This window comes from Streptomyces sp. NPDC046977 (assembly GCF_040644455.1).
GTDB lineage: Bacteria > Actinomycetota > Actinomycetes > Streptomycetales > Streptomycetaceae > Actinacidiphila.
Map to the genome: position 1 here is coordinate 30067 of NZ_JBEYWO010000036.1, position 24286 is coordinate 54352.

Annotated in this window: 23 protein-coding genes; 10 read left to right on the forward strand and 13 right to left on the reverse strand. The window is 70.6% G+C overall.

Features of this window, described 5'->3' with window-relative positions; all coding sequences use genetic code 11:
- Positions 1 to 19 precede the first annotated feature (19 nt).
- The 4 genes from ABZ883_RS36655 to ABZ883_RS36670 form a co-directional block, all read right to left on the reverse strand.
- On the reverse strand, positions 20 to 1882 hold the full coding sequence (locus ABZ883_RS36655; protein ID WP_360914357.1) for an ABC transporter ATP-binding protein: 1863 nt from the start codon (positions 1880 to 1882) through the stop codon (positions 20 to 22).
- Positions 1883 to 2398: 516 nt separating this feature from the next.
- Positions 2399 to 3526 carry a hypothetical protein gene (locus tag ABZ883_RS36660; RefSeq protein WP_360914231.1) on the reverse strand — a complete coding sequence of 376 codons (1128 nt, stop codon included), beginning with the start codon at positions 3524 to 3526 and terminating at the stop codon, positions 2399 to 2401.
- 83 nt (positions 3527 to 3609) lie between these two features.
- Positions 3610 to 4452, reverse strand: a complete 843-nt coding sequence (locus tag ABZ883_RS36665) for a TauD/TfdA family dioxygenase (protein ID WP_360914234.1) — start codon at positions 4450 to 4452, stop codon at positions 3610 to 3612.
- A 30-nt stretch (positions 4453 to 4482) separates the two neighbouring features.
- The gene (locus ABZ883_RS36670) at positions 4483 to 5361 is read right to left on the reverse strand and encodes an amino acid--tRNA ligase-related protein (protein ID WP_360914237.1); all 879 of its coding nucleotides are present in this window, start codon (positions 5359 to 5361) and stop codon (positions 4483 to 4485) included.
- 503 nt (positions 5362 to 5864) lie between these two features.
- Here ABZ883_RS36670 and ABZ883_RS36675 point away from each other — a divergent pair.
- From ABZ883_RS36675 to ABZ883_RS36720, 10 genes are all read left to right on the forward strand, one after another.
- Positions 5865 to 6074, forward strand: a complete 210-nt coding sequence (locus ABZ883_RS36675) for a hypothetical protein (protein WP_360914240.1) — start codon at positions 5865 to 5867, stop codon at positions 6072 to 6074.
- A gap of 135 nt (positions 6075 to 6209) precedes the next feature.
- Entirely contained in the window at positions 6210 to 7250 is a 1041-nt protein-coding gene (locus ABZ883_RS36680; protein ID WP_360914243.1) for a fatty acid desaturase, read from the forward strand.
- 103 nt (positions 7251 to 7353) lie between these two features.
- Positions 7354 to 8499, forward strand: coding sequence for an inosamine-phosphate amidinotransferase 1 (locus ABZ883_RS36685; protein WP_360914246.1), 1146 nt, complete (start codon positions 7354 to 7356; stop codon positions 8497 to 8499).
- A gap of 62 nt (positions 8500 to 8561) precedes the next feature.
- Complete coding sequence (locus ABZ883_RS36690; RefSeq protein WP_360914249.1) at positions 8562 to 9890, forward strand: cupin domain-containing protein; 1329 nt, start codon at positions 8562 to 8564, stop codon at positions 9888 to 9890.
- Positions 9887 to 10717, forward strand: a complete 831-nt coding sequence (locus tag ABZ883_RS36695; RefSeq protein WP_360914252.1) for a DUF3865 domain-containing protein — start codon at positions 9887 to 9889, stop codon at positions 10715 to 10717. Before ABZ883_RS36690 ends, ABZ883_RS36695 begins: the two co-directional genes overlap by 4 nt.
- Positions 10717 to 11148, forward strand: coding sequence for a GFA family protein (locus ABZ883_RS36700; protein ID WP_360914255.1), 432 nt, complete (start codon positions 10717 to 10719; stop codon positions 11146 to 11148). The genes ABZ883_RS36695 and ABZ883_RS36700 overlap by 1 nt, the downstream gene beginning before the upstream one ends.
- 131 nt (positions 11149 to 11279) lie before the next feature.
- Positions 11280 to 12146 carry an arginine deiminase family protein gene (locus ABZ883_RS36705; RefSeq protein ID WP_360914258.1) on the forward strand — a complete coding sequence of 289 codons (867 nt, stop codon included), beginning with the start codon at positions 11280 to 11282 and terminating at the stop codon, positions 12144 to 12146.
- Between the two features lie 67 nt (positions 12147 to 12213).
- Positions 12214 to 13497 (forward strand): cation:proton antiporter, encoded by a 1284-nt coding sequence (locus ABZ883_RS36710; RefSeq protein WP_360914261.1) that lies wholly within the window; start codon positions 12214 to 12216, stop codon positions 13495 to 13497.
- Positions 13494 to 14063 carry a nitroreductase gene (locus tag ABZ883_RS36715; protein ID WP_360914264.1) on the forward strand — a complete coding sequence of 190 codons (570 nt, stop codon included), beginning with the start codon at positions 13494 to 13496 and terminating at the stop codon, positions 14061 to 14063. Before ABZ883_RS36710 ends, ABZ883_RS36715 begins: the two co-directional genes overlap by 4 nt.
- An 80-nt stretch (positions 14064 to 14143) precedes the next feature.
- The gene (locus ABZ883_RS36720) at positions 14144 to 15247 is read left to right on the forward strand and encodes a class I SAM-dependent methyltransferase (RefSeq protein ID WP_360914267.1); all 1104 of its coding nucleotides are present in this window, start codon (positions 14144 to 14146) and stop codon (positions 15245 to 15247) included.
- A gap of 68 nt (positions 15248 to 15315) precedes the next feature.
- On the opposite strand, the gene ABZ883_RS36725 is transcribed toward ABZ883_RS36720, so the two are convergent.
- The 9 genes from ABZ883_RS36725 to ABZ883_RS36765 all read right to left on the reverse strand — a co-directional run bounded on the left by ABZ883_RS36725 (position 15316) and on the right by ABZ883_RS36765 (position 23396).
- Positions 15316 to 16635, reverse strand: coding sequence for a transcriptional regulator (locus ABZ883_RS36725; protein ID WP_360914270.1), 1320 nt, complete (start codon positions 16633 to 16635; stop codon positions 15316 to 15318).
- Between the two features lie 672 nt (positions 16636 to 17307).
- On the reverse strand, positions 17308 to 17565 hold the full coding sequence (locus ABZ883_RS36730) for a hypothetical protein (protein WP_360914274.1): 258 nt from the start codon (positions 17563 to 17565) through the stop codon (positions 17308 to 17310).
- A gap of 320 nt (positions 17566 to 17885) precedes the next feature.
- Positions 17886 to 18359 carry a helix-turn-helix transcriptional regulator gene (locus ABZ883_RS36735; protein ID WP_360914277.1) on the reverse strand — a complete coding sequence of 158 codons (474 nt, stop codon included), beginning with the start codon at positions 18357 to 18359 and terminating at the stop codon, positions 17886 to 17888.
- Between the two features lie 182 nt (positions 18360 to 18541).
- On the reverse strand, positions 18542 to 19750 hold the full coding sequence (locus tag ABZ883_RS36740) for an acyl-CoA dehydrogenase family protein (protein ID WP_360914280.1): 1209 nt from the start codon (positions 19748 to 19750) through the stop codon (positions 18542 to 18544).
- A gap of 163 nt (positions 19751 to 19913) precedes the next feature.
- Positions 19914 to 20453: a GAF domain-containing protein gene (locus ABZ883_RS36745; RefSeq protein ID WP_360914283.1), complete on the reverse strand. Its 540-nt coding sequence runs from the start codon at positions 20451 to 20453 to the stop codon at positions 19914 to 19916.
- Complete coding sequence (locus ABZ883_RS36750) at positions 20450 to 21028, reverse strand: ATP/GTP-binding protein (protein WP_360914286.1); 579 nt, start codon at positions 21026 to 21028, stop codon at positions 20450 to 20452. The genes ABZ883_RS36745 and ABZ883_RS36750 overlap by 4 nt, the downstream gene beginning before the upstream one ends.
- Positions 21029 to 21038: 10 nt before the next feature.
- Complete coding sequence (locus ABZ883_RS36755) at positions 21039 to 21410, reverse strand: DUF742 domain-containing protein (RefSeq protein WP_360914289.1); 372 nt, start codon at positions 21408 to 21410, stop codon at positions 21039 to 21041.
- A 1-nt stretch (position 21411) separates the two neighbouring features.
- Positions 21412 to 21858 carry a roadblock/LC7 domain-containing protein gene (locus ABZ883_RS36760; protein ID WP_360914292.1) on the reverse strand — a complete coding sequence of 149 codons (447 nt, stop codon included), beginning with the start codon at positions 21856 to 21858 and terminating at the stop codon, positions 21412 to 21414.
- 32 nt (positions 21859 to 21890) lie between these two features.
- Complete coding sequence (locus ABZ883_RS36765; RefSeq protein ID WP_360914295.1) at positions 21891 to 23396, reverse strand: ATP-binding protein; 1506 nt, start codon at positions 23394 to 23396, stop codon at positions 21891 to 21893.
- Positions 23397 to 24286: the final 890 nt, after the last annotated feature.

A 24286-nucleotide genomic window follows, 5' to 3' on the forward strand; every position in this document is an offset into this window, starting at 1 on the left:
GAGATGGCGCCGGGGCGTCTCACGCGGGGGTCTCGTGCCTGTCGCCGTCGGGCTCGGACGTGATCTGGTAGGACAGCAATTGCTGGAAGAGACCGGGCTGTTGGGAGAGCTGGGCGTAGGTTCCCTCCTGGACGATCTTGCCTTCGTCGAGGACCACGATGCGGTCGGCGATGGCGACGTTGGTGATGCGGTGGGTCACCAGCAGCACCGCCCGGTCCCGGGCGAGGGTCCGCAGCCGCTGGAAGATGCGGAATTCGGCGCGGGGGTCGAGGTTGGCCGTCGGCTCGTCGAGGACCAGTAGACCTGCCGGGCGGAAGAACGCCCTGGCCAGGGCGATGCGCTGCCACTGGCCGCCGCTCAGTTCCTCCCCGTTGAGCCACTCGCGGGCCAGGAGGGTGTCCAGGCCGGCGCCGAGCTTGTCGACGACCTCGTCGGCGTCGGCCGCCTCGCACGCCTCGCGGACCGCTTGGTCGCCGCGCGCGGTGGGCTGTCCCTGGGTGACGTTCTCGCGCACGGTCAACGGCCAGTGCGCGTAGTCCTGCGGCACGAGGGCGACCCGCTTCCACAGGGCCTGCGGGTCGGCATCGACGGTGGGGACGCCGTCCCACAACACCTGCCCGTCGGTGGGCAGGTACAGGCCGCTGACCAGCTTCGACAGCGTCGATTTGCCCGAGCCGTTGAAGCCCACAAGCGCGGTGACCTCGCCGCGGCGCAGGGTGAGGGAGACGCCGGTCAGGGCGTCGCGGTCCTTGCCGGCGTAGCGGTGGGTGACCGTCTTGACCTCGATCGTCTCCGGGGCCGTGGGGTGGTGCGGGCCCCGGCGCATGCGGAAGCCGCCTGCCCTGTCGAGGAAGCCGGTCCAGTCGTCCATGTACAGCCCGGTCCGCACCGCGCGGGCGCCGACGGCCACCAGGCCGCGGACCGACATGCCGACGGTTTGCAGGGCGAAGACGGCCGTGCCGGCATGTCCGACGGTGATCCGGCCCGTCGCGAGCAGCCACACGACCGCCGCCCACACCACGGCCGACCCCAGGCCTCCGCACATCGCGCCGACCAGGGACATCCGGGCGCCTTGGTCGGCTGCCGCCCGGTCCTCGCGGTTGATCCGGGCGACAGTGCTGCGGTAGCGGCCGGAGAGGAAGTCGGCCATGGTGCCGGCGCGGATCTGGTCGGCGGCGTCCTTGGTGTAGATGTGCCAGCGCAGCACGGACAGCATCCGGTTGTCGCCGTTGCTGCGGAGATTTGCCAGGTAGCGGACGCGCGCGGCGCTGACCTGGGCAAGAGCCTGCGGGAGGCTGGCGGCGACGAGGAGGGGGAGAAGCATCCAGTGCACGCCCGCCAGGACGATGGCTCCGGCGAGGAAGGCGGCGGCTGAGGCGATCAGGTCCTGGCCCTCGTTGATCAGGTCGCCGGTGACCTGGGCGCCGCGATCGGCGGCCTCGCGGTCCCGGTTGAAGTCGGGGTCGTCGTACGCGCACAGCTCGACCTCGGCGCAGCCGGTGAGCAGCATCTGCTCGGCCTCGCGGGACATCAGCGGCCCCAGCCGGGAGGAGAGCCAATTGACGGTGATGCCCAGGAGCGCGCGCACGCCGGCGGCCCCGGCGAGCAGGGCGACGGAGGGCCACGCCTGAAGGAGCCGGTGGTAGACGTCTCCGTCGCGCAGCAAGGCGGTCAGGGTGCCGGCGATGGCGACCAGGCCCAGCGCCTGCATCACGCCGGTGACCAGCTGGCACAGCAGGAGGCCGACGGTCGCCCGCCGGTCGACGCGCCATGCCAGGGCCAGCGAGCGGCCGACCAACTGCGGCAGGCGGCGGGCCATGTCCCGCATCCGGATCGAGCGGCCGGCCGCCTCGCGGCTGCCGGTTACGTCGACGTACCGCATCTGACCCTCGGGCGTCGGCGCGGTGGCCGCCGCCGAGGGGGCGGACGGGGAGAGGGCCGGGGACGGCGCGGTGGTGGTGCGCGGTCCCGGAACGCTGTCGGCTGATGCATCGGTGGGCTCACTCATGCCGCCCACCCCGTATCCGGGCGTTCTGAGGTGCGCGCGCCGTCAACGCCGTGGGTGGGCCGGCCGGGCCGCCGTTCGATTCCGGGAGGCTGCTGCAAGGGGGCGAGGGTGGGGTGCATGGCGTCCTCCGTCTGGGCGTCCGTGTGGCACTGATGCTCTAAAAACGCGGTGGATCTGGTCCCGTCACGCCCGATCGGAGGGCATCTGGTGAACACAAGTTCCAATGGCAGGGTCGGGGCCGTGCGGGCTCTGGGCTCTCGCCGCTCAAACTCGTTCGATCAGGTCGAGTCACTCCTCCGGGGGATTGCGGACAGCACGGACCGGGCCGCGGCGCGCGATGGCGGCGGCCCGGAGGCAGCTTCTCGGGGCTGGAAGGGCTGGAGCGCCGGGTCAGGCGTCGAAGACGGTGAAAGCGACCGCCGGGAAGCGCCGGCCGTTGACCTGGAGAGCGAGGGAGTAGGAGCCGGGGGAGACCTTCCATCGCGCGGTCGAGCGCAGCGGATGCGCCTTGGCGAGCTTCAGCTCCTGGCCCGGCTCGGCGATGGCGCGGCGCAGGAAGGCCACCTTCTCCCGCGGCCGGCCGCTCGGCCCCGTGGTGGCGATCACGATCATCACGTGCACAGGGGCGGTCGCGGTGGCGGTGAGCGCGGCGGAGAAGTTCAGGGTGTCGCCGGCGCGGAGTTCGGTGCGTTCCAGGGCGAGCGGGGTGAGGGAGATGGGTGCGTCGTGGGCGTAGCCGAGGAGTGCGTAGGCGGGCGGCCAGCCCTCCTTCAGCCGGTTGCTCAGGGCGTTGCGGGCGAGGAAGGCGAACTGCTCGCCGGTGACCCGGCCCGAGGCCTTCCACCGCTTGAGGGTGGCCAGCGCGAGATCGGGCTGGGCGGAGGCGATGTCCCCCAGGTGGTTGGCCACGGAGGTCCGGACGTAGAGGTGCGGGTCGTCGTAGAGGGTCTCCAGGACGGGCAGGCCCGCGTCGGCGGGGAGCGCGATCCGTGGGGCCCAGGGCAGCAAGGGCCGGGTGGCCTCGCTCGCCAACCGCCGTACCCGGAAGTCCTCGTCGCGACTCCACGCGTCGACGGCCTTCATCGTCTCGTCGGGAAAGTCGGCGAGAAAGTGCCGTGCCGGGAGCTCGGCGGAGAAGTACCCCGTCATGCGGGCCAGCGCGGCGAGCGACCGCTCCAGGTGCTCGGCGGTGCGCAGGTACCGGGAGACGTAGTCGGAGTGGGGCGAGTAGATGTGCAGTCCGAAGTCGTTGGTCACCCCGGCAGCCGCGGGCGTCGGAGGCAGCGAGCGCAGCAGGACGTCGAGCGCGTCGGAGCCGCCGACCGGAAGGTGGTCGTGCAGGCCCTGGCTGGTCCGGGCGATCCGGGCGCTCAGCTCCAACCGGGGAAGGTCCGCCATCACCAACGCCACGAACGCGTCGGTGTTGAAATCGGGGCACACGGCGTGGACTTCGCGGCCGATATGGGCGATGCGCTCGGCGTTGAGAGCGGTCTCTTTCAGGGGAACCTTCGCGGTCATGGGCAAACCCTAGGGCCGGCTGCAGGGGCATCCTCGTGTTCTCGCCGCGGGTCATCCGGCGGTGTGAACGCGGGGGCTTTCGGCTATCGGACGGCGGCGCGGTACAGCAGTCGGCGGTGCCGGCTGCTGTCGCAGGGGGAAGCGGTGTGGAGGGTGGCGAGGTTGTCCCACACGACCAGGTCGCCCTGGCTCCAGCGGTGGGTGTAGACGTACGGCGGGCTGATCGCGTGGTCCAGCAGCTCCTCCAGCAGCGTCCGGCTCTCCTGCTCGGCGAGCCTGGTGATCCCGCTGATCACCATGGAGCCGAGCAGCAGGGATCGGGCCCCGGTCGCGGGGTGGGTCAGGACGAGCGGGTGTTCGACCTCCGGGCTCGTGGCCAGGCTCCCGGCAACGATCGACGACTGCCCGCCGCTGGCCTGGCTCTGGAGCGCGCCGAGCTGCTCGAGCGAGTGCCGCGCGCGCATCGGGTCGATCCGCTGCCGCACCGCATCAGGGAGGTTGGCGTAGGCGCGGGTCGCGTCGGCGAAGCGGGTCTCGCCGCCGCGTTGGGGGGTGATGACCGAGTAGAGCATCGTCGCCGAGGTGAGTTGGGGCTTGAAGCTGTTGTCGGCGTGCCACTCCTCCTCGTTGTCCCCGTCGTAGACGCCGATGTGTCTGCCGTCCTCGACGATGTTGCTGATGACGGTCAGGCCCGGGAAGCCGCCGACGGCGTACCGGCGGTCGACGTGGGTGTCGACCGTCCCGAAGCAGGAGGCGACGGTCAGCAGGTCGGCGTGGGTCAGGTGCTGGCGGGGCACGATGAGCAGCCGGTGCTGATGCAGGGCCGCGGCCAGTTGGGGCGCGAGGTGCTCGGCGTCGGTCGCGAGGTTGGTGTCGACGACGGCGCCGAAGCCGCTCTCGTCGAGCGGACGCAGCGACAGGTCCATCTCACTCCTTCCGGACGTTGATCGGGGTGGTCAGAACCGGGGCGAGGGCTGGAAGACGCTGATGTCCTTGACTCCGGAGGCGCCCATGCACAGCCGCTCGATGCCGATGCCGAGTCCGACGCTGCCGGCGGGCACGCGTCCCGTGTCGATCGCCTCCCTGGCCAGGGCCTGCTCGTCGTCGTAGAGGTCGACCGCGCGGGCCCGGTCGACGAAGGCGGCTCCGTCGGGTTCGTCCTCGTAGCCGTGGACGACCTCGATGCCGTCGACCAGGACCTCGAAGCGGTTGAGGACGGCCGTCGTGCCGGGCGTCAGGCGGGCGCACGGCTCGTCTCCGCCGACCGGGTACTCGGTCAGGAACAGTGCGGCGCCGGCGCTTTGGACCTCGACCTGGCGCTCCACGTACTGCCCGAGCACCGTTTTGAACGGCACGTCTGTGCTCATGCCCAGGTGGGCGGCCATCCGTGCGGGCAGGTCGCCGAGGGGCTCGTGGTGCAGGTCGATGCCGAACTGGTCACGGATGTGGCCGGCGACGGAGACGCGCTGCGGGGCGTAGGGGAGGTGCGGGCCGATCAGCCTCTCGGCGAGCGCCAGGAGGAAGTCGAAGTCCTCGCCGGCGGCGTAGAGGTCGAGCATCTGGAACTCGGGCGCGTGCAGCTCGTCGGGCTTCTCGGGCCGGAAGCACGCGCCGATCTCGAAGATGCGCGGGTGATGCTCCAGGTTCACGCGCAGGGCCGGGCCGATCATCGCCCGCAGGAACCGGCCGCCGTCGTGGTCCACGGGCAGACGGCGCCCCGGGCCGAGGTCGGCTCGGCGCATGGTCGGGGTGGTCACCTCGGCGAAGGCCTCGGCGCGCAGGGTGTCCCGGAGGGTGAACAGCAGGTCGGACTTCATGACGACGGGGTTGAGCACGGATGCTCCTCAAGGCCGTTGTTTCCGGGCGGAGTTCGCGGGAAGCCGGGCCCCACGGTGATCTGGCTTCCGGGTCCTCGGCGGGGCCACAAAGTAGCCGCGCCGCGGCGAGCAGCAGAAGCCCTCCCACCCCTTCGGCCGCGGCCAACGGGCCCGAAACGGGGCCCGTCCAGGAACCGAATTCGACATAGGCGCAGCTCAGGCAGGGTGTGTACGCAACGGTGACGCAACGGTCCCGTGCAACCGGCGCAACGGCCGGAGCCGTTGCGGCCCTCCTCGGCCGGGTTCTAGCGTGACTGGCCAAGCGCCCGGCGTGAGTGCCACGCAACGCTCCTCCACAGGTGGAGGGGACGTGCTGCGGCGCGGCCCTCTCCACCAGCGTGCGCCCACGCCACGGCGTGCCGAGCCGACGGTTCAGCACCTCACCGGACCCGCGGCCCGGCAGTTCCACAGCCCGATCACCCGGACTCGCGGATCACCCGCGACCGAGCAGGGAGAACTCGATGACCGCTACCGCTGGAATGATCCCGGACACCGACCTGAAGGCCGGCATGCGCCCCGACGCCGCGCTGAAGGCGGGCATGCGCCCGGACGCCTCCACCCTGAAGGCGGGCATGCGCCCGGACGCCGCGGACCTGAAGCTCGGGATGCGCCCGGACGCCGCCGATCTGAAGGCCGGCATGCGCCCGGACAGCGCCCTCGTCGTCGCCTGACCTGCGGCTGATCCACCCCTTTCGTCGTGCTCCGGCGCGCCCGCCATCGGCAGGCCGTCCGTGCTGCCCACCCTGCGGGGGGCGCGCCGGGGTACGGCCCCGCTCTTATCCGCACCGCGTCGACTGGAGAACCTGATGGGCAGCCCCGCCGCCGGCAGGACCCGCAACGGCACCGGAGCGTCCGGCCCTGTGCGCAAGGCCCTCGGGCAGCAGCTCATCGCCGACCTGGAGAAGCTCTGCGGGCGCCCGACCATCGGCCTGTGGGACGTCGCCTGGGACCTCATGGCGATCGCCGCCGCAGCGATCGCCGGACACCTCATCGGTCACGTCGCCGGCCCCCTGCTCGCGGTCTGCTACATCGGAGTGCGCCAGCGGCACCTGTCCAACCTCGGCCACGAGTGCGTGCACTCCAAGCTCATGGCCACCCGCCGCGCCAACCGGATCGTCGGGCACCTCCTGACCGGCCTGCTCGGCGAGGGCTTCGAGCCCTACCGCAGCAGCCACTACGTCCACCATGCCAAGCTCGGCTCCGGCGACGACCCGATGTTCCAGTCCTACCGCGCCGGCAACCTGCGCGCCGCGGGACAGGCGCCCAGCCGCCGCGCCTTCGTCCTGCGGGTCATCGTGGGCAACGCCCTGTGGCGGCTGCCGAAGACCGCGGTGCTGACTCTGGTCACCCGCGCGCCGGGGGAGACCTGGCGGGCGCTTACCGCCCGGGCCGTGCTGTGGGCGGGCGTCGTCGCGGCGCTGTGGCTCGTGGGCGGCGTGCCGTACCTCCTGCTCTACTGGCTGCTCCCCCTCGTCCTGGTGCGGCCCGTCGTCACCTGGATCACCGATCTCGGCAACCACGCTGGGCTGATCGAGAACGGCGACATCCTCCTGCAGACCCGCGGCTGGACCTCCCACTGGCTCACCCGGCACCTCCTCGGCGGCCACCTCGACGACATGTTCCACCCCATCCACCACTGGTGCCCGCTGATCCCCTGGCGGCGCCTGCCCGAGGCCCGCGCCCTCACCGCGCAGCACCTGCCGCGCTTCGGTGAAGTGCCGTGGTGCTCCGGCTACTTTTTCCGGCGCCGCGCCACCCCCGACCAGCCGTGCGTGATCGAGGACATCATCACCCGGCTCGCCGCCCCCACCGCCTGCACCCCACGTCGGCACGCCTCGGCCGCCTGACCTCCCCCGCCCGAACACCTAACCCCGAACGGCACCGCCCACCCCGGCCGCGCGGCCGGAGGCATGGGCGCGCCGTCGCCCGCCGCCGAGGAGGCGGCCCACCATGCCCCAGCCCGCGCCCGCCTTGCCGCCAGCCCTGAACAGCTTCGACGAGTTCACCCGGCTCGACGAAGTCGTCCTCGGCCGCGCCGACCACTACGACGCCCACCACACCGACACCTCGTGGCGGCTGTTCTTCTACGACAACGTCGCCCCGGTCCTCGGCCGGCACACCAGCCCATCAGGGGAAGAGCTCCTGCCCATCCCCGCGCAGCTCGTCGACGAGCTCAACGAGGACATCGCCGGCCTGGCCGACGCCCTGACCGGATGCGGGGTGAAGGTCCTGCGGCCCGCGGCACCCGGCAAGGACGTCGACATCCGCTCCACGCACTGGGACGCCAGGGCCACCCCGCCGCTCAACGTTCGCGACCAGACCATCGTCCTCGGCAACACCATCGTGGAGACCGCGCCCCACGTCCGCGCCCGGATCTTCGAGAACGATCTGCTCAAGCCCGCCTTCTACCGCTACTACCAGGGCGGGGCGAACTGGCTGAGCATGCCGCGCCCGGCCCTGGCCCGCGACTCCCTGGACACCGCCTACTTCACCCGCCAGAACCTGGACGTCAGCCGCGCCACCGACGGAGAAAGCGCCGGCGCGATCGAGGGCCTGGGCCTGGAGATGGTCTTCGACGGCGCGCAGTGCATGCGCCTGGGCCGCGACGTCCTGGTCAACGTCGCCAACGACAACCACGAACTGGCCCTGCGCTGGCTGAGGGACAACATCCGCGACCTGCGGTTCCACCGCCTGGACGCCATGGCCGACAACCACATCGACAGCGTCCTGGTCCCGCTGCGCCCCGGCCTGATGCTGCTGCGCTCCCCGGACTACCTGAAGTACCTGCCCGAAGACATGCAGTCCTGGGACGTCATCTACGCCCCTGACACCGACGACAGCAACTTCCCCGACTACAGCGACCTCGGCTTCGTCATCCCCATCGGCAGCCGGTACATGGACATCAACCTGCTGTCCCTCGACGAGAACACCGTCGTCGTCAACTCCCTCTACCCGGAGCTGATCGAGGTCTTGGAGGGCCGCGGGTTCACCGTCGTCCCGGTCCGCCACCGCCACCGGCGCCTGTTCGGCGGCGGCTTCCACTGCTTCACCCTCGACACCGTCCGCCGCGGCGGCCCCGAGGAATACCTCAGCTGACCCACGCCACCGCGCCCCGGCCCCCGAACCCGGCAGTCCGCCCCGACGTCAGGAGATCCTCGATGGACACCTCTACCTACCCCTGGCCGCCCGACCAGGCCTTCTGGACCGGGACCTTCCCCGACCACACCACCGGGCGGACCACGCCCTTCCTGTTCAAGGGCATCATCCCCGCCACCGCGGCCGGACCGGACGAGGTACTGGCCGGGTTCGAGGCCATCCGCCGGGCCCACAACGCTGGCACCGACATCAAGGCGCACGCCCGCGTCTACGTCGGCGAGGCCCGCCGTGACGACCTCCTGCCCCAGGCGCTGACCGCTCCGTCCTGGAACGGGGGCGTCGAGTCCTTCGTGCCGTGGATGCAGGACCTCACCGGCGCCGAGCGGTTCTCCCTGGTCATCAACAACCTGGAGACCGTCAGCCCCGCACTCGCCACCGGCCTCGGCACCTTCCTGGGGACCCTCATCAACGGGTGGGGCCTGCCGCTGGGCGGCGCCGAACAGGTCGCCTTCGCCGGGAACTACGCCGGCACCGCCTTCGGGATCCACGAAGGCTACGAGGACGCCTTCCTCCTCCACCTCGGCCCCAACGCCAAGAACTTCTACTGCTGGCCCGCCGAGACGTACGAGAAGCTCACCGGCGGCAAACAGCCCACCTACGGCGACTACCGCGCGCTGCTGGAGGAGGCCGAGCACTTCCTGCTGGAGCCGGGCGACGCCCTCTTCCTGCCCCGCCGCGTCTTCCACGTCGGCACCCAGGACACCTTCTCCATCTCGGTGGCCATGCCGCTCTACACCTACCCGTACGCGCAGCTCCTCCAGAGCCGCATCATCCCGGACGTCCTCGCCGCCCTGGCCGGTGACGGACCCGACGACCCGCTCAACGAGCCCTCCGCGATGGCGGACACGACCGCCGGGCCCGGCGCCGTCGCCGACCGGCTGGCCGGCGTCGGCCGCGAACTCCTGACCGTCGCCGCCGACCGCGTCCGCGCCGCCGCCGGCCAGCACGCCGAACAGCGGTGGGCCACGCTGCTGAGCAACGGCGGCTGGGAACTCGTCGACGGCGACCTTTCCCGCCAGGAAGCCGCGAACGCCTTCGACCCCACGCAGGTCACGCCGGGCGCCGAGATCCGCCTGATCGCCCCCTACCAGGTAACCACCCTGCCCGACGACGACGGCGACTCCCACCAGCTTCTGCTGCGCGGCCACCAGCCGGGCGTCGCCCTCGACGGCTCGGGCCTGGACCGGGACGCCGTCACCGCCCTCAACCGCGGCGACACCCTCGTCCTGCCCGACAACGCCGAGGTCCTGACGGCCGTCCGCGCCCTGGGAGCCACCGGCGGCCTGCACCTGACCCCCCGCCTCGCCGACACCAAGGACGCCGACGCATGACCCCCGCCAATAGCCTCGTCCAGGGCTACCTGAAGGCCCACCCCGAGACGCAGAGCGCCGTCAACGGCACCCTGCTGGGCAAGTTCACCTCCGGCACCGCCCTGGTCACCGCGCACCTGGCGCCGCTGGTCGACTGGGCGTACGCGCGGATCGCCGAGAAGGTCGGCGCCGCCGACCTCAACGAGGCCCAGGCCCGGATGTACATCGAGGAGCTCTCGGTGTTCGCCCGCTACAACGCCCAGTACCTCAAGACGGCCGCCACCGCGGTGGAGGGCTTCTGCCCCGAGCTGGCCCACGAGCTGCGCCGCAATCACCTGGAGGAGGGCGGCGAGCGCGGCAAGGTGCCCGCGCACTACGTCCTCTACACCAACGCGCTCCTGTCGGACCTCGGCCTGCTCGTCAACGGCCACGTGCCCGCCCCCGAGACCGAGACGCTGGTCAACCTCCACCAGTGGATGGTCGGCTCGCACATGCCCAGCCACATCGCCGGCGCCTACTACGCCACCGAGGCCGTGGCGATCGCCGAGACCGAGATCCTGCGCGACATCACCAACCGCTACGGCGAGCTGACCATCGGCCGCAGCGGCAGCGAGCTCAAGGCCCTGCACTACTACTACGAACTCCACCTCGACGACGAACACGAGGCCGCCCAGGTCGGCGGCATGAGCGTCGAGGCCGCCCACATCGAGGGCCTGGCCCGGTTCATCAAGGAGAGTGAACTCTTCCACATCGACCTGCCCCAGGCTCTTGACGGCTGGCTGACGATCACGGAGGGGATGACACACTGGTGGGCTCAACTCGCCCACCGCGCCTCGGAGATGAACTGATGAACGCCACCCCCGACATCGTCGCCGCCGCCCAGGAGCGATCCGGCGGATGCCTGTGCGGAAAGATCCGCTTCACCGTCAAGGGTGAGGCCGTCTACCCGCACACCTGCAGCTGCCAGCACTGCAAGAAGCTCGGCGGCGGCCCGATGATGTGGTGGGCCGGATTCGCTCCCGAGAACATCACCTGGACCGGTGAGGGCGAGCAGATCTGGTTCGAGACGTTCGAGGGCGAGGCCAAGCGCAGCTTCTGCCCGACCTGCGGCACCCGCCTCGCGGCCATCGACAACGGCGTCCCGGAGCTCGGCATCGTCGTCACCGCCCTGGACGACACCAGCGGAGCCGACCTCGTCCCCGTCAACCAGTCCTTCCGCGACGACGCCGTGCACTGGCTGCCCCAGGTCCCCGACACCCAGAAGAGCCCTGTCGGCTGACCCCCCGCGAGGCCTCCGGGGGCCGGCAGTCCTGACCTGCCGGCCCCCGGACCCGCACCCTCCTGGGACCGTCTGCGCCGTGTCCGGCTCACCGTCCGAACCGTCCCGCACCCCGCCCAGGAGACTTGATCGTGCTCACCCCGCACGCCACCAGCGAGTACGGCGCCCTGCAACACGTCGCCATGCGCTACGCGAGCGACGTCACCCCCGACCTCGACGGTCCCGATGTCCACCCCGTCCTGACCCGCCAGAAGACCACCAGCTCCTGGAAGCCGTACGACCCCGCCACCGTCCGTACCCAGCAGGACACCCTGATTGGCCTGCTCCGCGGCCGCGGCACCGAGGTGGCCCTCCTCGACGCCGCGCCGGGCTGCCCGGTCCAGCACTACCCCCGCGACATCGCCTTCGTCATCGACCACGTCCTGGTCTTGGCGCGCCTGAACGCCACTCACCGCCTCCCCGAGGCCGACGCGCTCGCCCCGCTGCTGACCGGCGCCCCACACGTCGCCCACCTGGACGAGGGCACCATCGAGGGCGGTGACGTAGCGCTGCACACCGGTACCGTCCTGGTCGGCCTCGGCGAAGAGACGTCCCCCGCCGGCGTGGCGGCACTGCAACGGGCGCTGGCCCACCACGGCGTCGACCGCGAGGTCCGCCCGGTCCGCTTCGCCACCCGCGGCATCGTCCACCTGGACGACCACTTCACCATCGTCGCGCCCGGCACCGCCCTCATCCACCGCACCGTCTTCCCGCCCGCCGCGCTGCGGTGGTTCGAGCAGCATTTCGATCTCATCGACGTCACCGAGGCAGAGGCGCGCGCCGTCCAGGCCAACGTCCTGGCGATCGCTCCGGACACCGTGATCGTCGCCGCCGGCAGCGACCGAATCGCCACGCAGCTCGCCGCACGCGGACTCGAGGTCCTCGCCGTCGACTACAGCGAGGTCACCCGAATCCCCGGCTCGCTGCGCTGCACCACCCTGCCGCTAACCCGCGCCTGATCCACCCCCGGTTCCCGCCCGGCCGCCGCACCGTCGTGCGGTCCTTCGCCCGACTCCTGGAGCTGTCGTGTCCGACCCGCTGTTGCCCGTGCTCCTCGCCGTCCCGGTCGTGGTCCTCGCCTGCCAGGCCGGCGGGCGGGCCGTCAGGCTGCTCGGCCAACCGCCGGTCATCGGCGAGATCCTGGCCGGGATCCTGCTCGGTCCCTCGCTGCTCGGCTGGCTCGCACCCACCGTCCAGCAGCACCTCCTGCCTCCCTCGGTCCTGCCCATCACCTCCGCCCTGGGCACCCTCGGCCTCCTGGCGTTCCTGTTTCTGATCGGACTGGAACTCGATCTGCGCAGCCTGCGCACCACCCGCGGCGCCGTCGCCGCAGTCAGCCTCACCGGCCTCCTGCTCCCCATGGCCCTCGGCGCCGCACTGGGCGCCGCCCTCTACCCGCACTTCGCCCCCGACGGCGTCGGGCGGCTGCCGTTCACCCTGTTCGTCGCCGTCGCCCTGAGCATCACCGCCTTCCCGGTCCTCGCCCGGATCCTCGCCGACCGCGGCCTGGAGACCACGCCCCTAGGCACCTTCGCCCTGGCCTGCGCCGCCACCGACGACGCCCTCGCCTGGTGCCTGCTCACCGCCGCCGTTGCCCTGGCCACCACCGGCACCGCCCTGTCCGCCCTGTCCGCCCTGACCACCCTCGCCCTGACCGCCGCCTTCGCCGCCGGCCTCGCCCTCATACGCCCCCTGCTGCGCACCCTGCTCGAGCGCGCCGGCCGTACCGGCGACGAACTCGTCCTTGCCCTCCTGTTCGCCGGGCTGTGCCTCAGCGCCTGCACCACCGACCAGATCGGCGTGCACCCCGCCTTCGGCGCGTTCCTGTTCGGCGCCGCCGCTCCCCGCGGCCTGCCGGCCGTCGAGCGCAGCGCCGCGCGCATCCGCGCCGTCGTCCTGCCGCTCCTGCTGCCGCTGTTCTTCGTCGACGCCGGCCTGCACACCGACTTCTCCACCCTGCCTGCCGGACAGTGGGGCTGGGCAGCGGCCATCCTCGCCGTGGCCGCCGTCGGCAAGTGGGGCGGCGCGGCCGGCGCCGCACGGCTCACCGGCTCCGACTGGCGCTGGTCGGCCGCCGTCGGCACGCTCATGAACTGCCGCGGCCTGACCGAACTCCTCGTCCTGGGGATCGGCCTGCAGACCGGCGTTATCACCGAGACCCTGTTCACCCTCCTGGTGATCATGACCGTCATCACCACCGCGGCCACCGCCCCGATCCTCCGGCGCGTGGCCGGTGACGACCCGCGAATGACCCCGCCGGCACTCCACGACGATCCCGAGCGCGCCCCGGCCCGGGAGGCGACCCGATGACCCGAACCCCGAACCCGGTCTTGGACGCGGTCCTCACCCGGCGCAGCGCCCCCCGCATGACCGACCCCGCCCCCGACCCCGGCGACCTGGAACGCCTCGTCCAGGCCGCGGCTACCGCACCCGACCACGGGCGACTTCGCCCGTGGCGGCTGGTAGCCGTGACCGGCGACGAGCGGGCAAGACTCGGTGACGCGCTCGCGGAGGCCGCCGACTCACCAGAGCTGGCCCGCCGCGCCTCCGCCAAGCCCCTGCGCGCGCCCCTGCTCCTGACGATCGTGCACCGGCCCGTGCCCGACCACCCGAAGGTCCCCGAGTGGGAGCAACTGGCCGCCACCACCGGCATGGTTACCACCTTGTCGCTGCTCCTACACAGCCACGGATTCGCGTCGATCTGGCGCACCGGCGCCGCCGTACAAGCACCCCAGGTGCACAAGTACCTCGGCGTCGACGACGATGAACAGCTTCTGGGCTGGCTCTACGTCGGGACCCGGTGTGCCCCCGACGCCACCGACCGGCGGCCGCTCGACACCCCGGCCAGGATCACCTGGCACACCACCGGCATCTGAACCCGTCACCCAGCACACGACACGCCGGCAGCCGCGTCAGCAGAGCTGGGCGGACGCCGAACTTCCGCGAAAGGCAGACCATGCGCGTCATCCAGCACATCGCGGTCCCCGGGCACGCCGTAAGCGTGCGCGTCGACCCCAGCCCTGAGCGAGAGGGCCGCCCCGCCCTGTGGCCGAGCGTGGGGGAGTACCCGATCTACGACCCGTTCCTCTACACGACTATGACCACCGACGACGAGCGCAACCACCGGTTCCGCGCGGCGCTGGCGCACCTGGCACCGGACCGGCGGATCCTGGACATCGGAACGGGCCAGGACCTGCTCTGGGCGCGCGAAGGCGTGCAGGCCGGAGCCCGGCACGCGGTGGCTATCGAGGTCATCGAGGACGCGTTCCACAAGGCAGCCGCCAACCTGCCGGCCCTCGAGTCCCCGGACCGGATCACGCTCCTGCTCGGCGAGTCGACCAGACTCCGCTTCGCACCCCGCGCCGATGTCTGCGTTGCCGAGATCATCGGCTCACTCGCCGGCGCCGAAGGCGCGGCAGCGGTCCTGGCCGACGCGCGCACCCGCCTCCTGGAACCCGGCGGCCTGGTGATCCCCCACCGCGCGGTCACCCTGGCCGCCGCGGTCCGAATGTCCGACCTGCTCCCCGAGCAGCCCGTGGCGTTTGCCGAGGCCGCACTTCCGTACCTGCGAAGCATCTTCGACTGGCACGGCAGCCCCTTCGACGTACGACTCAGGGTCGAGAACCCGCCCGCCGACGCGCTGCTCTCCGAGGGCGCGCCCGTCGAGGTGCTCGACTTCAACGGTGACCTGCAGACGCAGCAGCGTACGACCACCCACTTGGCCATCACGCGGCCTGGCCTCGTGGACGGCGTGCTCACCTGGCTCAACCTCTGGTGCCTGCCGGACGAAGAGCCGCTCGACGCGCTGCGCATGAAGACGAACTGGGCCACCATCTACTTGCCGCTCTTCGACAGTCCCGTGCCGGTCGAGCCCGGAGACGTCCTGGAGCTCACCTTCGCGGCCGCCCTCAGCGACGACCGTGTTCACCCGGACTACCAGCTCCAGGCTGTCCTGCACACCACCGACGGGCAACAGCACCGCGGCTCTCTCGTCTCCCGGCACCACGGCGGCGCCTTCAGGTCCTACGCGATCTACCGGGACCTCTTCCCCGCGGGTTGACCGGCCACCGGGCCGCGCCCTCCGGAACCCCGCCCCGGGCGCGGGGCGACCTGGCGGGGGCGAGAACCTCAGAAGTCTCGTAGCGGATCCCCCGCGTTGAGGTGGTCCAGGCGCTCAGAGAGCCGTCGGCTCATCAGATGCTGAGACGCCTGGGAAGCACGCCTGGCCGCCGCCGCGTGCTCGGTCGAGTCACCGCGCAACCGCGCCAGCTCGGCCTCGGTGATCAGGAGTTCCACCGTATCGCGCGTGCGGTCCGAGGGGAGGGCCGACGCTTCCTTCAGGGCCTGAGCGCCCTGCTCGGCCAGGCCGGCGACGGCGAACGCCCACGCCGCCTGCCCCTCAAGCTCCCGCAGGTCGAACCACTTCAGCCAGGCCGGGTCGGCGCTGCTCTGAGCGCGGGCGAAGAACTCGCGGGCCCGCTTGACCGCCACCACGACTTGGTCCGCCTGGTCGTTCAGAGCCCACGCCCGGGCTTCGGTCACGCACGCGTAGGCCACGACCAGGGGAGAGGCCCCCTTGGCCGCGAGCACAGCACTACGCGCATGCGCGAGCACATCGGCCCGTCCTCCCTGTGTCGCCGCCAGTCGGGCCTGGTGGATGTGGACCCGGGTGATGCGGGCGCGGTCACCGATCGCCTGGGCCAGCCGCATTGCCTGAAGGTCGTAGCGCTGGGCCAGGCCGGGAAGCTGGTCGTCATAGGCCATCGAGGCCATCGCCAGAACCGCGTCCACCACGCTGCCGTACAGTCGGCGCCCGGTCCGCGCGGAGAAGCTCCCGTTCAACATCGGCGTGGCGTGGGTGTCCATCATCGACGCGAACACGCCGCGGAACTTGCCCCCGCCGTGCTGGGAATCGAGCTTGCCGTACAGCTGCGTCTGCTCGTCGAGAAGGTCGATGTCCGCCGCAGTCACCTTGCGCTGCCCGTGGCCACCGATCACAGCATCCGCTGGCATGACGAGCGCCTCCCGCGAAGCGGGACCGAACACGCTCGGCGAGAACGCGCTCTTGACGACGTTGCGCCGGCGCATGGCATCCAGCGCCCACAACTTCGAGAGCATCCGCACTGCGTGAGCAACGTCCAGGTACTCCAACGACTGCGCCGCAACCAGACCTGTGTCGGACGGCCAACCCAAGCTTTCCGGCGTCACCACCCGATGCATGGCGATGGACAGAACATGGCACGCGGCGGCCGCGAGGTCGTCGCTAGGGGTTGCGCCCTTGCACCACCGCGAGACGGTGCTCGTGACCACCGCGTAAGGCAGGTGGATGGCCACGCAGCGAGCGGCGATCCGCCGGGCGAAGCCGCTGATTGACCAGTCCAAAGTCTCCAGATGCTTGAGTAAAACCTCGTTGCGCTCCGCCCGCGGACTCATTGCCGCGCCGCCCATCGCGGTGGGGTCATGGAGAGAACCGAGGCGGCGCTGACTGGGACTTGTGTGCTCGGGCGCCTCTGCCAACTGCAGTGGTGAGGCGGTGATCGACGGGGGCCGCCTCGTCTTCGCCCGCTGTGAGCTCGCCCGTCGCCGACAACCGGCCTTGCGTCGTGGACAGCGGTCACTCCGTCCGGGTGAGCAGGTTGTTGAGGATGTTGGTGAGGGTGTCCTGGTTCAGGCGCACCACGACCGTGTGGTGGTCGGACAGACCCTTCATGCCGATGAGTTCGACCCCGCGCGCGGCGGGCAGGAGTTGCTTGATGGCGGAGATCCGGCCGATGCGCGAGCCCGGCCAGTGGGAGCAGGCATTGTGCCGGGATCTGCGTCGTCATTGCTGCTCCATACGTCATAGGACGGTTTCCTCGCAGGCAAGGGCGAGCCGACGTGCAGGGCTCTCAACTGGTGAAGCATCGCCTCGTACTCCTGGTTGTTGTCACTGATGTCGACTCGGGAGACGGCGACTATTCCGTTGATCTCTCGTAGCCGAAGTGCAGTGAACAGATGTGCCCCTTGAAGGCGCATAGCTGGGGCGGTGGGCCCCGTGTGATCGCTCGCGGGTCGCACGGCTTCTTGTGTCACGCTCCGATGGCGCCCCCGGCGAATGTCAGATTGGGTTGCGATGCTGGATCAGATCGTGGTCTCACTGCGCACGAGCCAGAGGCCTACGCGATGCCGTCCCATCCAGGCCAGCTCCTGGTCGTAGAAACGGTCGGTGCTGGTGATGGCAGTGCGGCTGACGGCCACGACGCCGTGCGCCGACACATGTGGATTTGCCAGATGCCTACGAAGGAGCGCATAGCCGCGGCGCAAGGCCGGGTCGTCCGCAGCTGTGGTGTCGGTGGTGGCATCGACGATCCGCTCCACGACCGTCAAGTGTTCAGCCACTGCGTAACCCTGACCCAGAGCGAGGTCATCTTGAGGGTCACCGCCGGGCGGGGTAAGGGCGTAGAGCACCACATGTAGCGGTCCCGACCACTGCGCGCAGGCCGCACGGTTCATCGAACGCCGGCGGATAGCGAACCCTCGCCCCGTGCCTGACTGCGGTCTGGCGTTGGACCGACAAGGCGTCCGATCGGCTGCCTGCCAGGACGAAGGGCCGACGCCGAGCCGGAGCATGAGCTCTTGCTGCGACTCGTGATTCACCGTTCGATCGCGGAGGAGCCCTACGGCAGCGGGCCCAGGCGACACAGCAAGGTGGGCCGTGCTCATCGCACCGCCCCCAGGACGGCCTTTGCACCGCGGTCCTCGCTGACATGAGTGAACAGCTTCCAGGCGTGGCCCAAACCGACGAGGTGGGTGGGGTTCTTGGCGCCGGTCTTCTCCACGAGGTCGCGGACGTGGGGGCCGACTGAGGCATCGGCGATGTCGGCGGCGCGGGCGATCTCGTGGGTCTCCTCATGGGCTGCGATTGCCTGGAGCAGCATGGTTTCCGCTGTGGTCAGCTCGGGGGCCGGACCAGGGGCGGGTGGTGGGTCTATCTGACCGCCGCCCAGGACCGCGTGCGCGCGCGTCGGCCGGGCGCTGAGGTGGAAGCGCCGTCCGATGCTGCCGAGGTGTCCAGCAACGGTGCCCGGACTGATGCCGAGTTCCGCGGCAATTTCAGCATTGCTGAGGCCGAGGACGAGCTGCTCGGCCACGCGCCGCTCGGCGGGCGTCAGGCGGGTGAAATCAGTGGACATGTCCATTTCCATTGGATCGAGGGGACAAGTTGACTCAGTCAGGTGCAATACCGGCGGAGTGAGAGCAGGGCCGTGGCAAGGTGCCCGGCCGGCTTCCATGCGGCCGGTGCCGGGTGCGCTGCGCTCCCGAGGCGCCAACAGCTGCAGGGTCTCGGGAGCGCATGCGCCGAGTTCCAGGTGGACTAGGTGAGCGCGGCGGTGTATGGCGGGGCGCTCATCTGTACGGGCAGGCGTTGGGACCACTGCCCCTTGTTCAGGCCGAGGGCGGCTTCGGCGAGCCGGAGCAGTTGTATGTCGGAGGTGCCGGCCGGGGCGTAGATGTGGAAGGCGTCCCGCAGATAGCGCTGCAGGGGGCGGTCGGTGGTCAGGGCGGTGGCGGCTTCGATTTCCATGGCGGCGCGTGCGGAGTCGATCGCGGACTCCGCGTTGACGAGCTTTGCGTTCATCAGCTCCAGGTCGCAGGGGACGCTGGAATCGAGGAGGTGGGCGGCGTGGTAGGCGGCCAGACGGGCGGTCATCAGGCGGGATGCGATCTGCCCGATCTTGAGTTTGATGTTGGCCAGGTGGTGGAGGGGTTTGCCGTAGCGGTGGCGTTCGGTGGCGAAGCGGGTGACTTCTTCGAGGATGGCCTGGTGGATGCCGAGGGCAACGGCGGTGAGATTCGGGCGGCCGTACAGGACGCTGGAGGAGTAGGCGATGTCCCGGCCGTCGCCTTCGTCCCTGAGGCGGTTGCCTGCGGGGATGCGGCACTGGTCGAAGAGGAGTTCGCCGAAGCTGAAGCCGTGCAGGCCCAGCGTTTCGGCGTGGGGCAGGAGGGTGAGGCCGGTGCGGTCGGCTTCGACGAGGAATGCGGTCAGGCCGCGTGATCCGGGTGCGGTGCGGGCGACGACGCCGTGGACGTGGCCGATGTGGGAGTTCCCGACGTACGCCTTGCGTCCGTTGAGGATGTAGCTGTCGCCGTCGCGGACGGCGGTGGTCTCCATGCCCAGGACGTGGCTGCCTGAGACGGGCTCGGTCACCGCGATGGTGGGCAGGCACGAGCCGTCGGCGAACCGGGGCAGCCAGAATCGCTTCTGCTGCTCGGTGCCGTAGTGGATGACCTTCGCAACGCCCAGCTGGGACGCCTGGACCATGGCGCCCATTGCCGCGCTGACGCGGGAGAGTTCCTCAATGATGAGCGTCTTGGCGAGGTGGCCGGCTCCCATACCTCCGTAGACGGGGTCGATGGTGGCACCGATCCACCCCCTTGCGGCAATGGCGTCGGCGAGTTCGCGCTCGATGGTTCCCGCTTTCTCCATGGCCGGTACGCGGGGTGCGACCTCGTTCTCGGCGAAGGCGCGTACGTCCTGGCGCAGCTGCCGGTGTGCCGGTGTCAGGTACCAGTCGGACATCGTGGGGCTCCCCTCACTGCTTTGTGGCATGGGTCGAGTGGTTCGACACGCTGGCGCCGGGTCGGTAGGCAACTGCTGCGACGACCGGGACCCCTGGGCGACCTGGATTCGGGGGCCCCGGCGGCGCAGCGTGCGATGGCGGATGAGATGGAGAGGGCAGGGCTTAAGGGGAGGGGGGTTGCTGGCCGGCCTTCTGGAGGATGTGGGCCATGACCTCGTCCCGGATCTGCTTGATGAGCGCCAGGGACGCCTTGCCGGTGGCCTGGGGCTTTTCCTCGGGACCGACCGCGCAGACGGTGCCCAGGACGACGCCGTCGTGGATCAGGGGCGCGCCGGTGTAGGTGCGGATGCCGAGCAGGTCGACGACTGGGTCGCCGGCGAACCGGGGGGCGACGAAGACGTCGGGCAGGACCAGGGGGAGGCCGCGCTCGACGACGACACGGCAGAAGCCGTGGTTGAGCGGCATGGCGCGGCCGACCGGCGGTGCGTCGGGGTCGGCGGGGGCGTGCAGGCCGAGGAACTGCTGCTGGTCGGGGGTGAAGATGTTGACCATCGCGTAGGGCACGCCCTCTTCCTGGGCAAGCCGGGCGGCGTAGGCGTCGAGTTCGGGGTCGGCGGCCCCGGTGAGACCGAGTTCCCGCTGTATCTCGGCACGCCGCTGTGCGACGCCCGGTTGGGCGGTGGGAGAGGGGTCGGTGGTCATGTGTGGGCTCCGTGGCTGGTGAGGGAACGGGACTTTGCGGCGGCGAGGCTGTGCTGGACCAGGGTGATGACCACGGCCAGGGCGGAAGAGCGGTCGCGTGCGTCGCAGGTCAGGTACGGCACGGACGGGGAAAGCTCCAGGGCGGCACGGACCTCTTGTTCGGTGTACTGGTAGCCGTCGGAGAACTCGTTGACGGCGACGACGAAGGGGATGTCGCGCTCTTCGAAGTAGGTGACGGCGGCGAAGGACTTCTCCAGGTGGCGGGTGTCGACCAGGACCACGGCGCCGACGGCGCCGAGGGACAGGTCGTCCCACATGAACCAGAAGCGTTCTTGGCCGGGCGTGCCGAACAGGAACAGGACCATGGGGCGAGGCTGGTCGAAGGTGATCCGTCCGAAGTCCATGGCCACCGTGGTGGTCGTCTTGCCTCCGATGCCCTCCAGGTCGTCGGTGTCCTGGCTGGCGGTGGTGAGGACTTCTTCGGTGGTCAGTGGGGTGATCTCACTGATCGTCCCGACGAGGGTGGTCTTGCCGACGCCGAAGCCACCGGCTATCACGAGCTTCAGCTCCGCCACCGAGGCACGGTCAGGCGAGGGCCTTGAGTCCAGCAAGGACGTCCTCCAGAAGCTGTACGTCGCTGCCAGCACTGCGGGGTGCCGGGGCGTTGAGGGTGAGGGCTTGGATGTCGAGGAGATCGCTTACGAGGATCTTGGTCACCTGAACGGGATGGGCTGTGCGGGCCGATAGCTCGGCGACCGAGCAGGGGTGTCCGCTGCACAGCAGCAGCAAGGCCTCGCACTCCGGGCTGAGCACCGTGGTGGCGTTGGCGGGCCGGGTGCTGAGCAGGGAGGTCAGGCTCAGGTCGTGCCGCGGTTGGGTACGGCCCCCCGTGACGGTGTAGGGGCGGACGTCTCCCAAGCGGCTGTCGGCCCATGCGTCGTGGGGGACGGCCGGCACGTCACTGCCCCTGCCCGGACGGCTGCATCTGCCGGGCCTGCACCGTCAAGTGCTCGTCCAGCGCGCTGATCAGCCTCTTCATCTCGTAGCCGACCTCGCCGGGGTCGGCGCTGTCCGTGGTCATGACGCTCAGGAGTGTCCCGACCAGGTGGGGGTTGGCCGCGCTGCCCTCGGCGCTCATCACGAACAGGGTTCCGGCGTCGTGCTCCACGACGACCTGCCGCACTCCTCCCGGGGAGGTGATGAAGGCGCCGCGTGCCAGGGAGAGTAGCCCCGTCATCAGTGCGGCCAGCTTCTCGGCCTCCGCGGTTTCCTGATCACTCCAGGCGATCTTGAGGCCGTCCCCCGTGGCCAGCAGGACACGCCTGATGCCGGCCACCCGGTTCATCAGGTCGGTCAGCAGCCCGCCCAGCATGTTGGGGCCATCGTCGTTCGGAGGGTTGGTCATGGAAGTCTCCTGCTGTGTCGTGGGGGGAAAGTTCAGTTGTTCGTGGTCCCGGGGCCGGGGCCCTGGCGGGACGTGAACCGGGCCATGAGGTCCGCCGTAGGGGTACCGGCCGTCCTTCGCTCCTGCTCGGGTGGCAAGGGGGAAGGGGCCGGTGGCACGCGCAGCTGCGGAGCGGCACTGCGCTTGATCAGCAGTGGCCTGCCTTCAGCATCCTTCTCCTCGCTGGCGGCTTCGGAGGTGCCTTCTGCAGGCTCCGGGGCCGCGCCGCGGCCTCGGATGGGAAGGCCTCCGGGAGTCGTGCCCGGTACGCGGGGGACGGGCGCAGCCGGCGGGTGGTGCGAGGCGCCCTCGGCTATGGGCATGCGGAGTTCGGCGGTGACGTCGGCGGGCTTGGCCTCGGGCCGAAGGAGCACGTTGCCGGGGAGAACGACGATCGCATGGGTGCCACCGACGACATTCGGCCGCAGATGGATGCCGATGTTGTGCCGCCTGGCCAGCAGCGCAGCGACCAGCAGCCCGATCTGGCCACGCCGCACATGCTCACGCCGGTCCACCGACTCCGGGGCTGCCAGCAGAGCGTTGAGCGCGTCGCGCCGCTGGTCCGACATGCCGGTCCCACGGTCCAGGACCTCGATGACCAAACCGTCGGTCACGTGACGGGTGTGTACCTCCACGTTGTCGGTGGAATACCGGGCTGCGTTGTCCATGATCTCTGCCAGCAGATGCACGACGCCCGGGCTCACGTAGCCCGGCAGCGCGACCGGCTGGCTCTGCTGGTGCGGCTGGGCGATGCGCACCCTGGGGTAGTGCTCGATCTCGCCCACCGCCTGACGCAGGGCGGTAGCGACCAGCACGGGCGCCGCACGGCGGGGCGGGGTGCTGCCGCCCAGGACCGCCAGGCTCTCCCCGGCTCGACGCATCTGGGCAAGCAGGTGATCGACCCTGAACAACTGGTGCAGGAGATCCGGGTCCTCCACGCTGCGCTCCACCTGCTCGATCACCGCGATTCCGCGGGTCACCAGCGCCTGCAGACGCGGGGCGATTGAACGCGAGAGGTCGGCCAGCTCCGCCTCCGGCGTCAGCGCCCGATGCTGCTCCTTGGCAGCGAGCAGGACCGCCTGCCAGGCATTCTCCAGGGCGAACCGCACACCGGTCACCACGTCCACGGGCAGCTCGCCGGTCTCGTGTGGCTTCCTAGACTCCGCTTGGTCAGGGAACCGGCCCTGAGCGGCCTGATCCGCCGCCCAGGCGATCTGCTCTCGGCCGACTGCGATCGAGGCAGAGACATCTTCCAACGCTCGGTACAGACGATCCCGCTCCTCGGTGACCCTGCCGACCACGGCAGCGGCCTTCCTGCGCCCATCAGCGCCACGCACCCCGGCCCACACCAGGCCCAACGCGGCCGCCGAACCCGAAGCGATCGCCGTGCCCTGTGCCGACACGATGTTGAAGTGGTCCACCACCCAGCCACCGCCCATGACCACGCCCGTCAGTGCCGCGACCGTTACAGCAGGCGCTCCACGCAGTTCGCGGGCCACGTCGGAACTGTGTGCCCTGCGACGCCGACCGGTAGCCGCAGTGGAACGCGAGACCTGATCAGACACCGGCCACCTCGCGAACACGATGCCCAGCGCAGGGGGCGACAGGCCGGCGCAGACGAGAACGCGTCAGGCTCAGGCTGTGGAACAGGGCGTCGGCTTTGGTCACGGCCGCCCGGGGCGCCTGGGCCCCGAAGAGCCAGAACCGGCCCGAGCAGGCACCTTGACCCTGGTCCATGAGTTCGGTGCAGTTCCACCGTCCACCAGGCAGGCACCGTGAATGCGGAGCCCGCCAGACGTGCGCCGTACCCGCAGCAACCGGGATCAGCAGCATTTGGTGGAACGGGCAGCACAGGATCGGACCGACAGCCTCGGGCTGCTCGCACAAGGCCTCAACGGCAGGCAGACCCACGGCCACGCTGGTGCTGACGATGTCGTGGTGGGAGGGCAGCCCTGCCGGACGCGGCGACTCCGACAAAGTGAGTTGCCAGGGCTGGGTCGTGCTGGAGAAGGAGGGGGGCATCGGGACTCCGGTCGGGACGGACAGCCGTCCAGGGTGGGTTCGGGGGAGTTGACTCAGTGGTGCGGCAGCCACGTGGCCAGGAACAACGTCACAACGGCGAGCGCGAACACAGCGATCCGAAATTTGTTCTGCGCGGACACGGGGAATATCTCCTGACCTGAACAGGTGTGGCTGTTGATGGGGGCATGCGGCCCCGGGCCGGCGCCGTCCTGGCTGTGGGGTGTGCGGCGCCGGCCCGGGGTTGGTGCCATGCCCCGGGTCCCGTCAGGGGGGAACGGGGTTCCGGGACATGTCGGACGCCGTCGGCGGTGCGTCCTAGCTGCCCGGTGGGGCGGGCAGCGGTCTATGGGGGATGGCTATGGGGGAG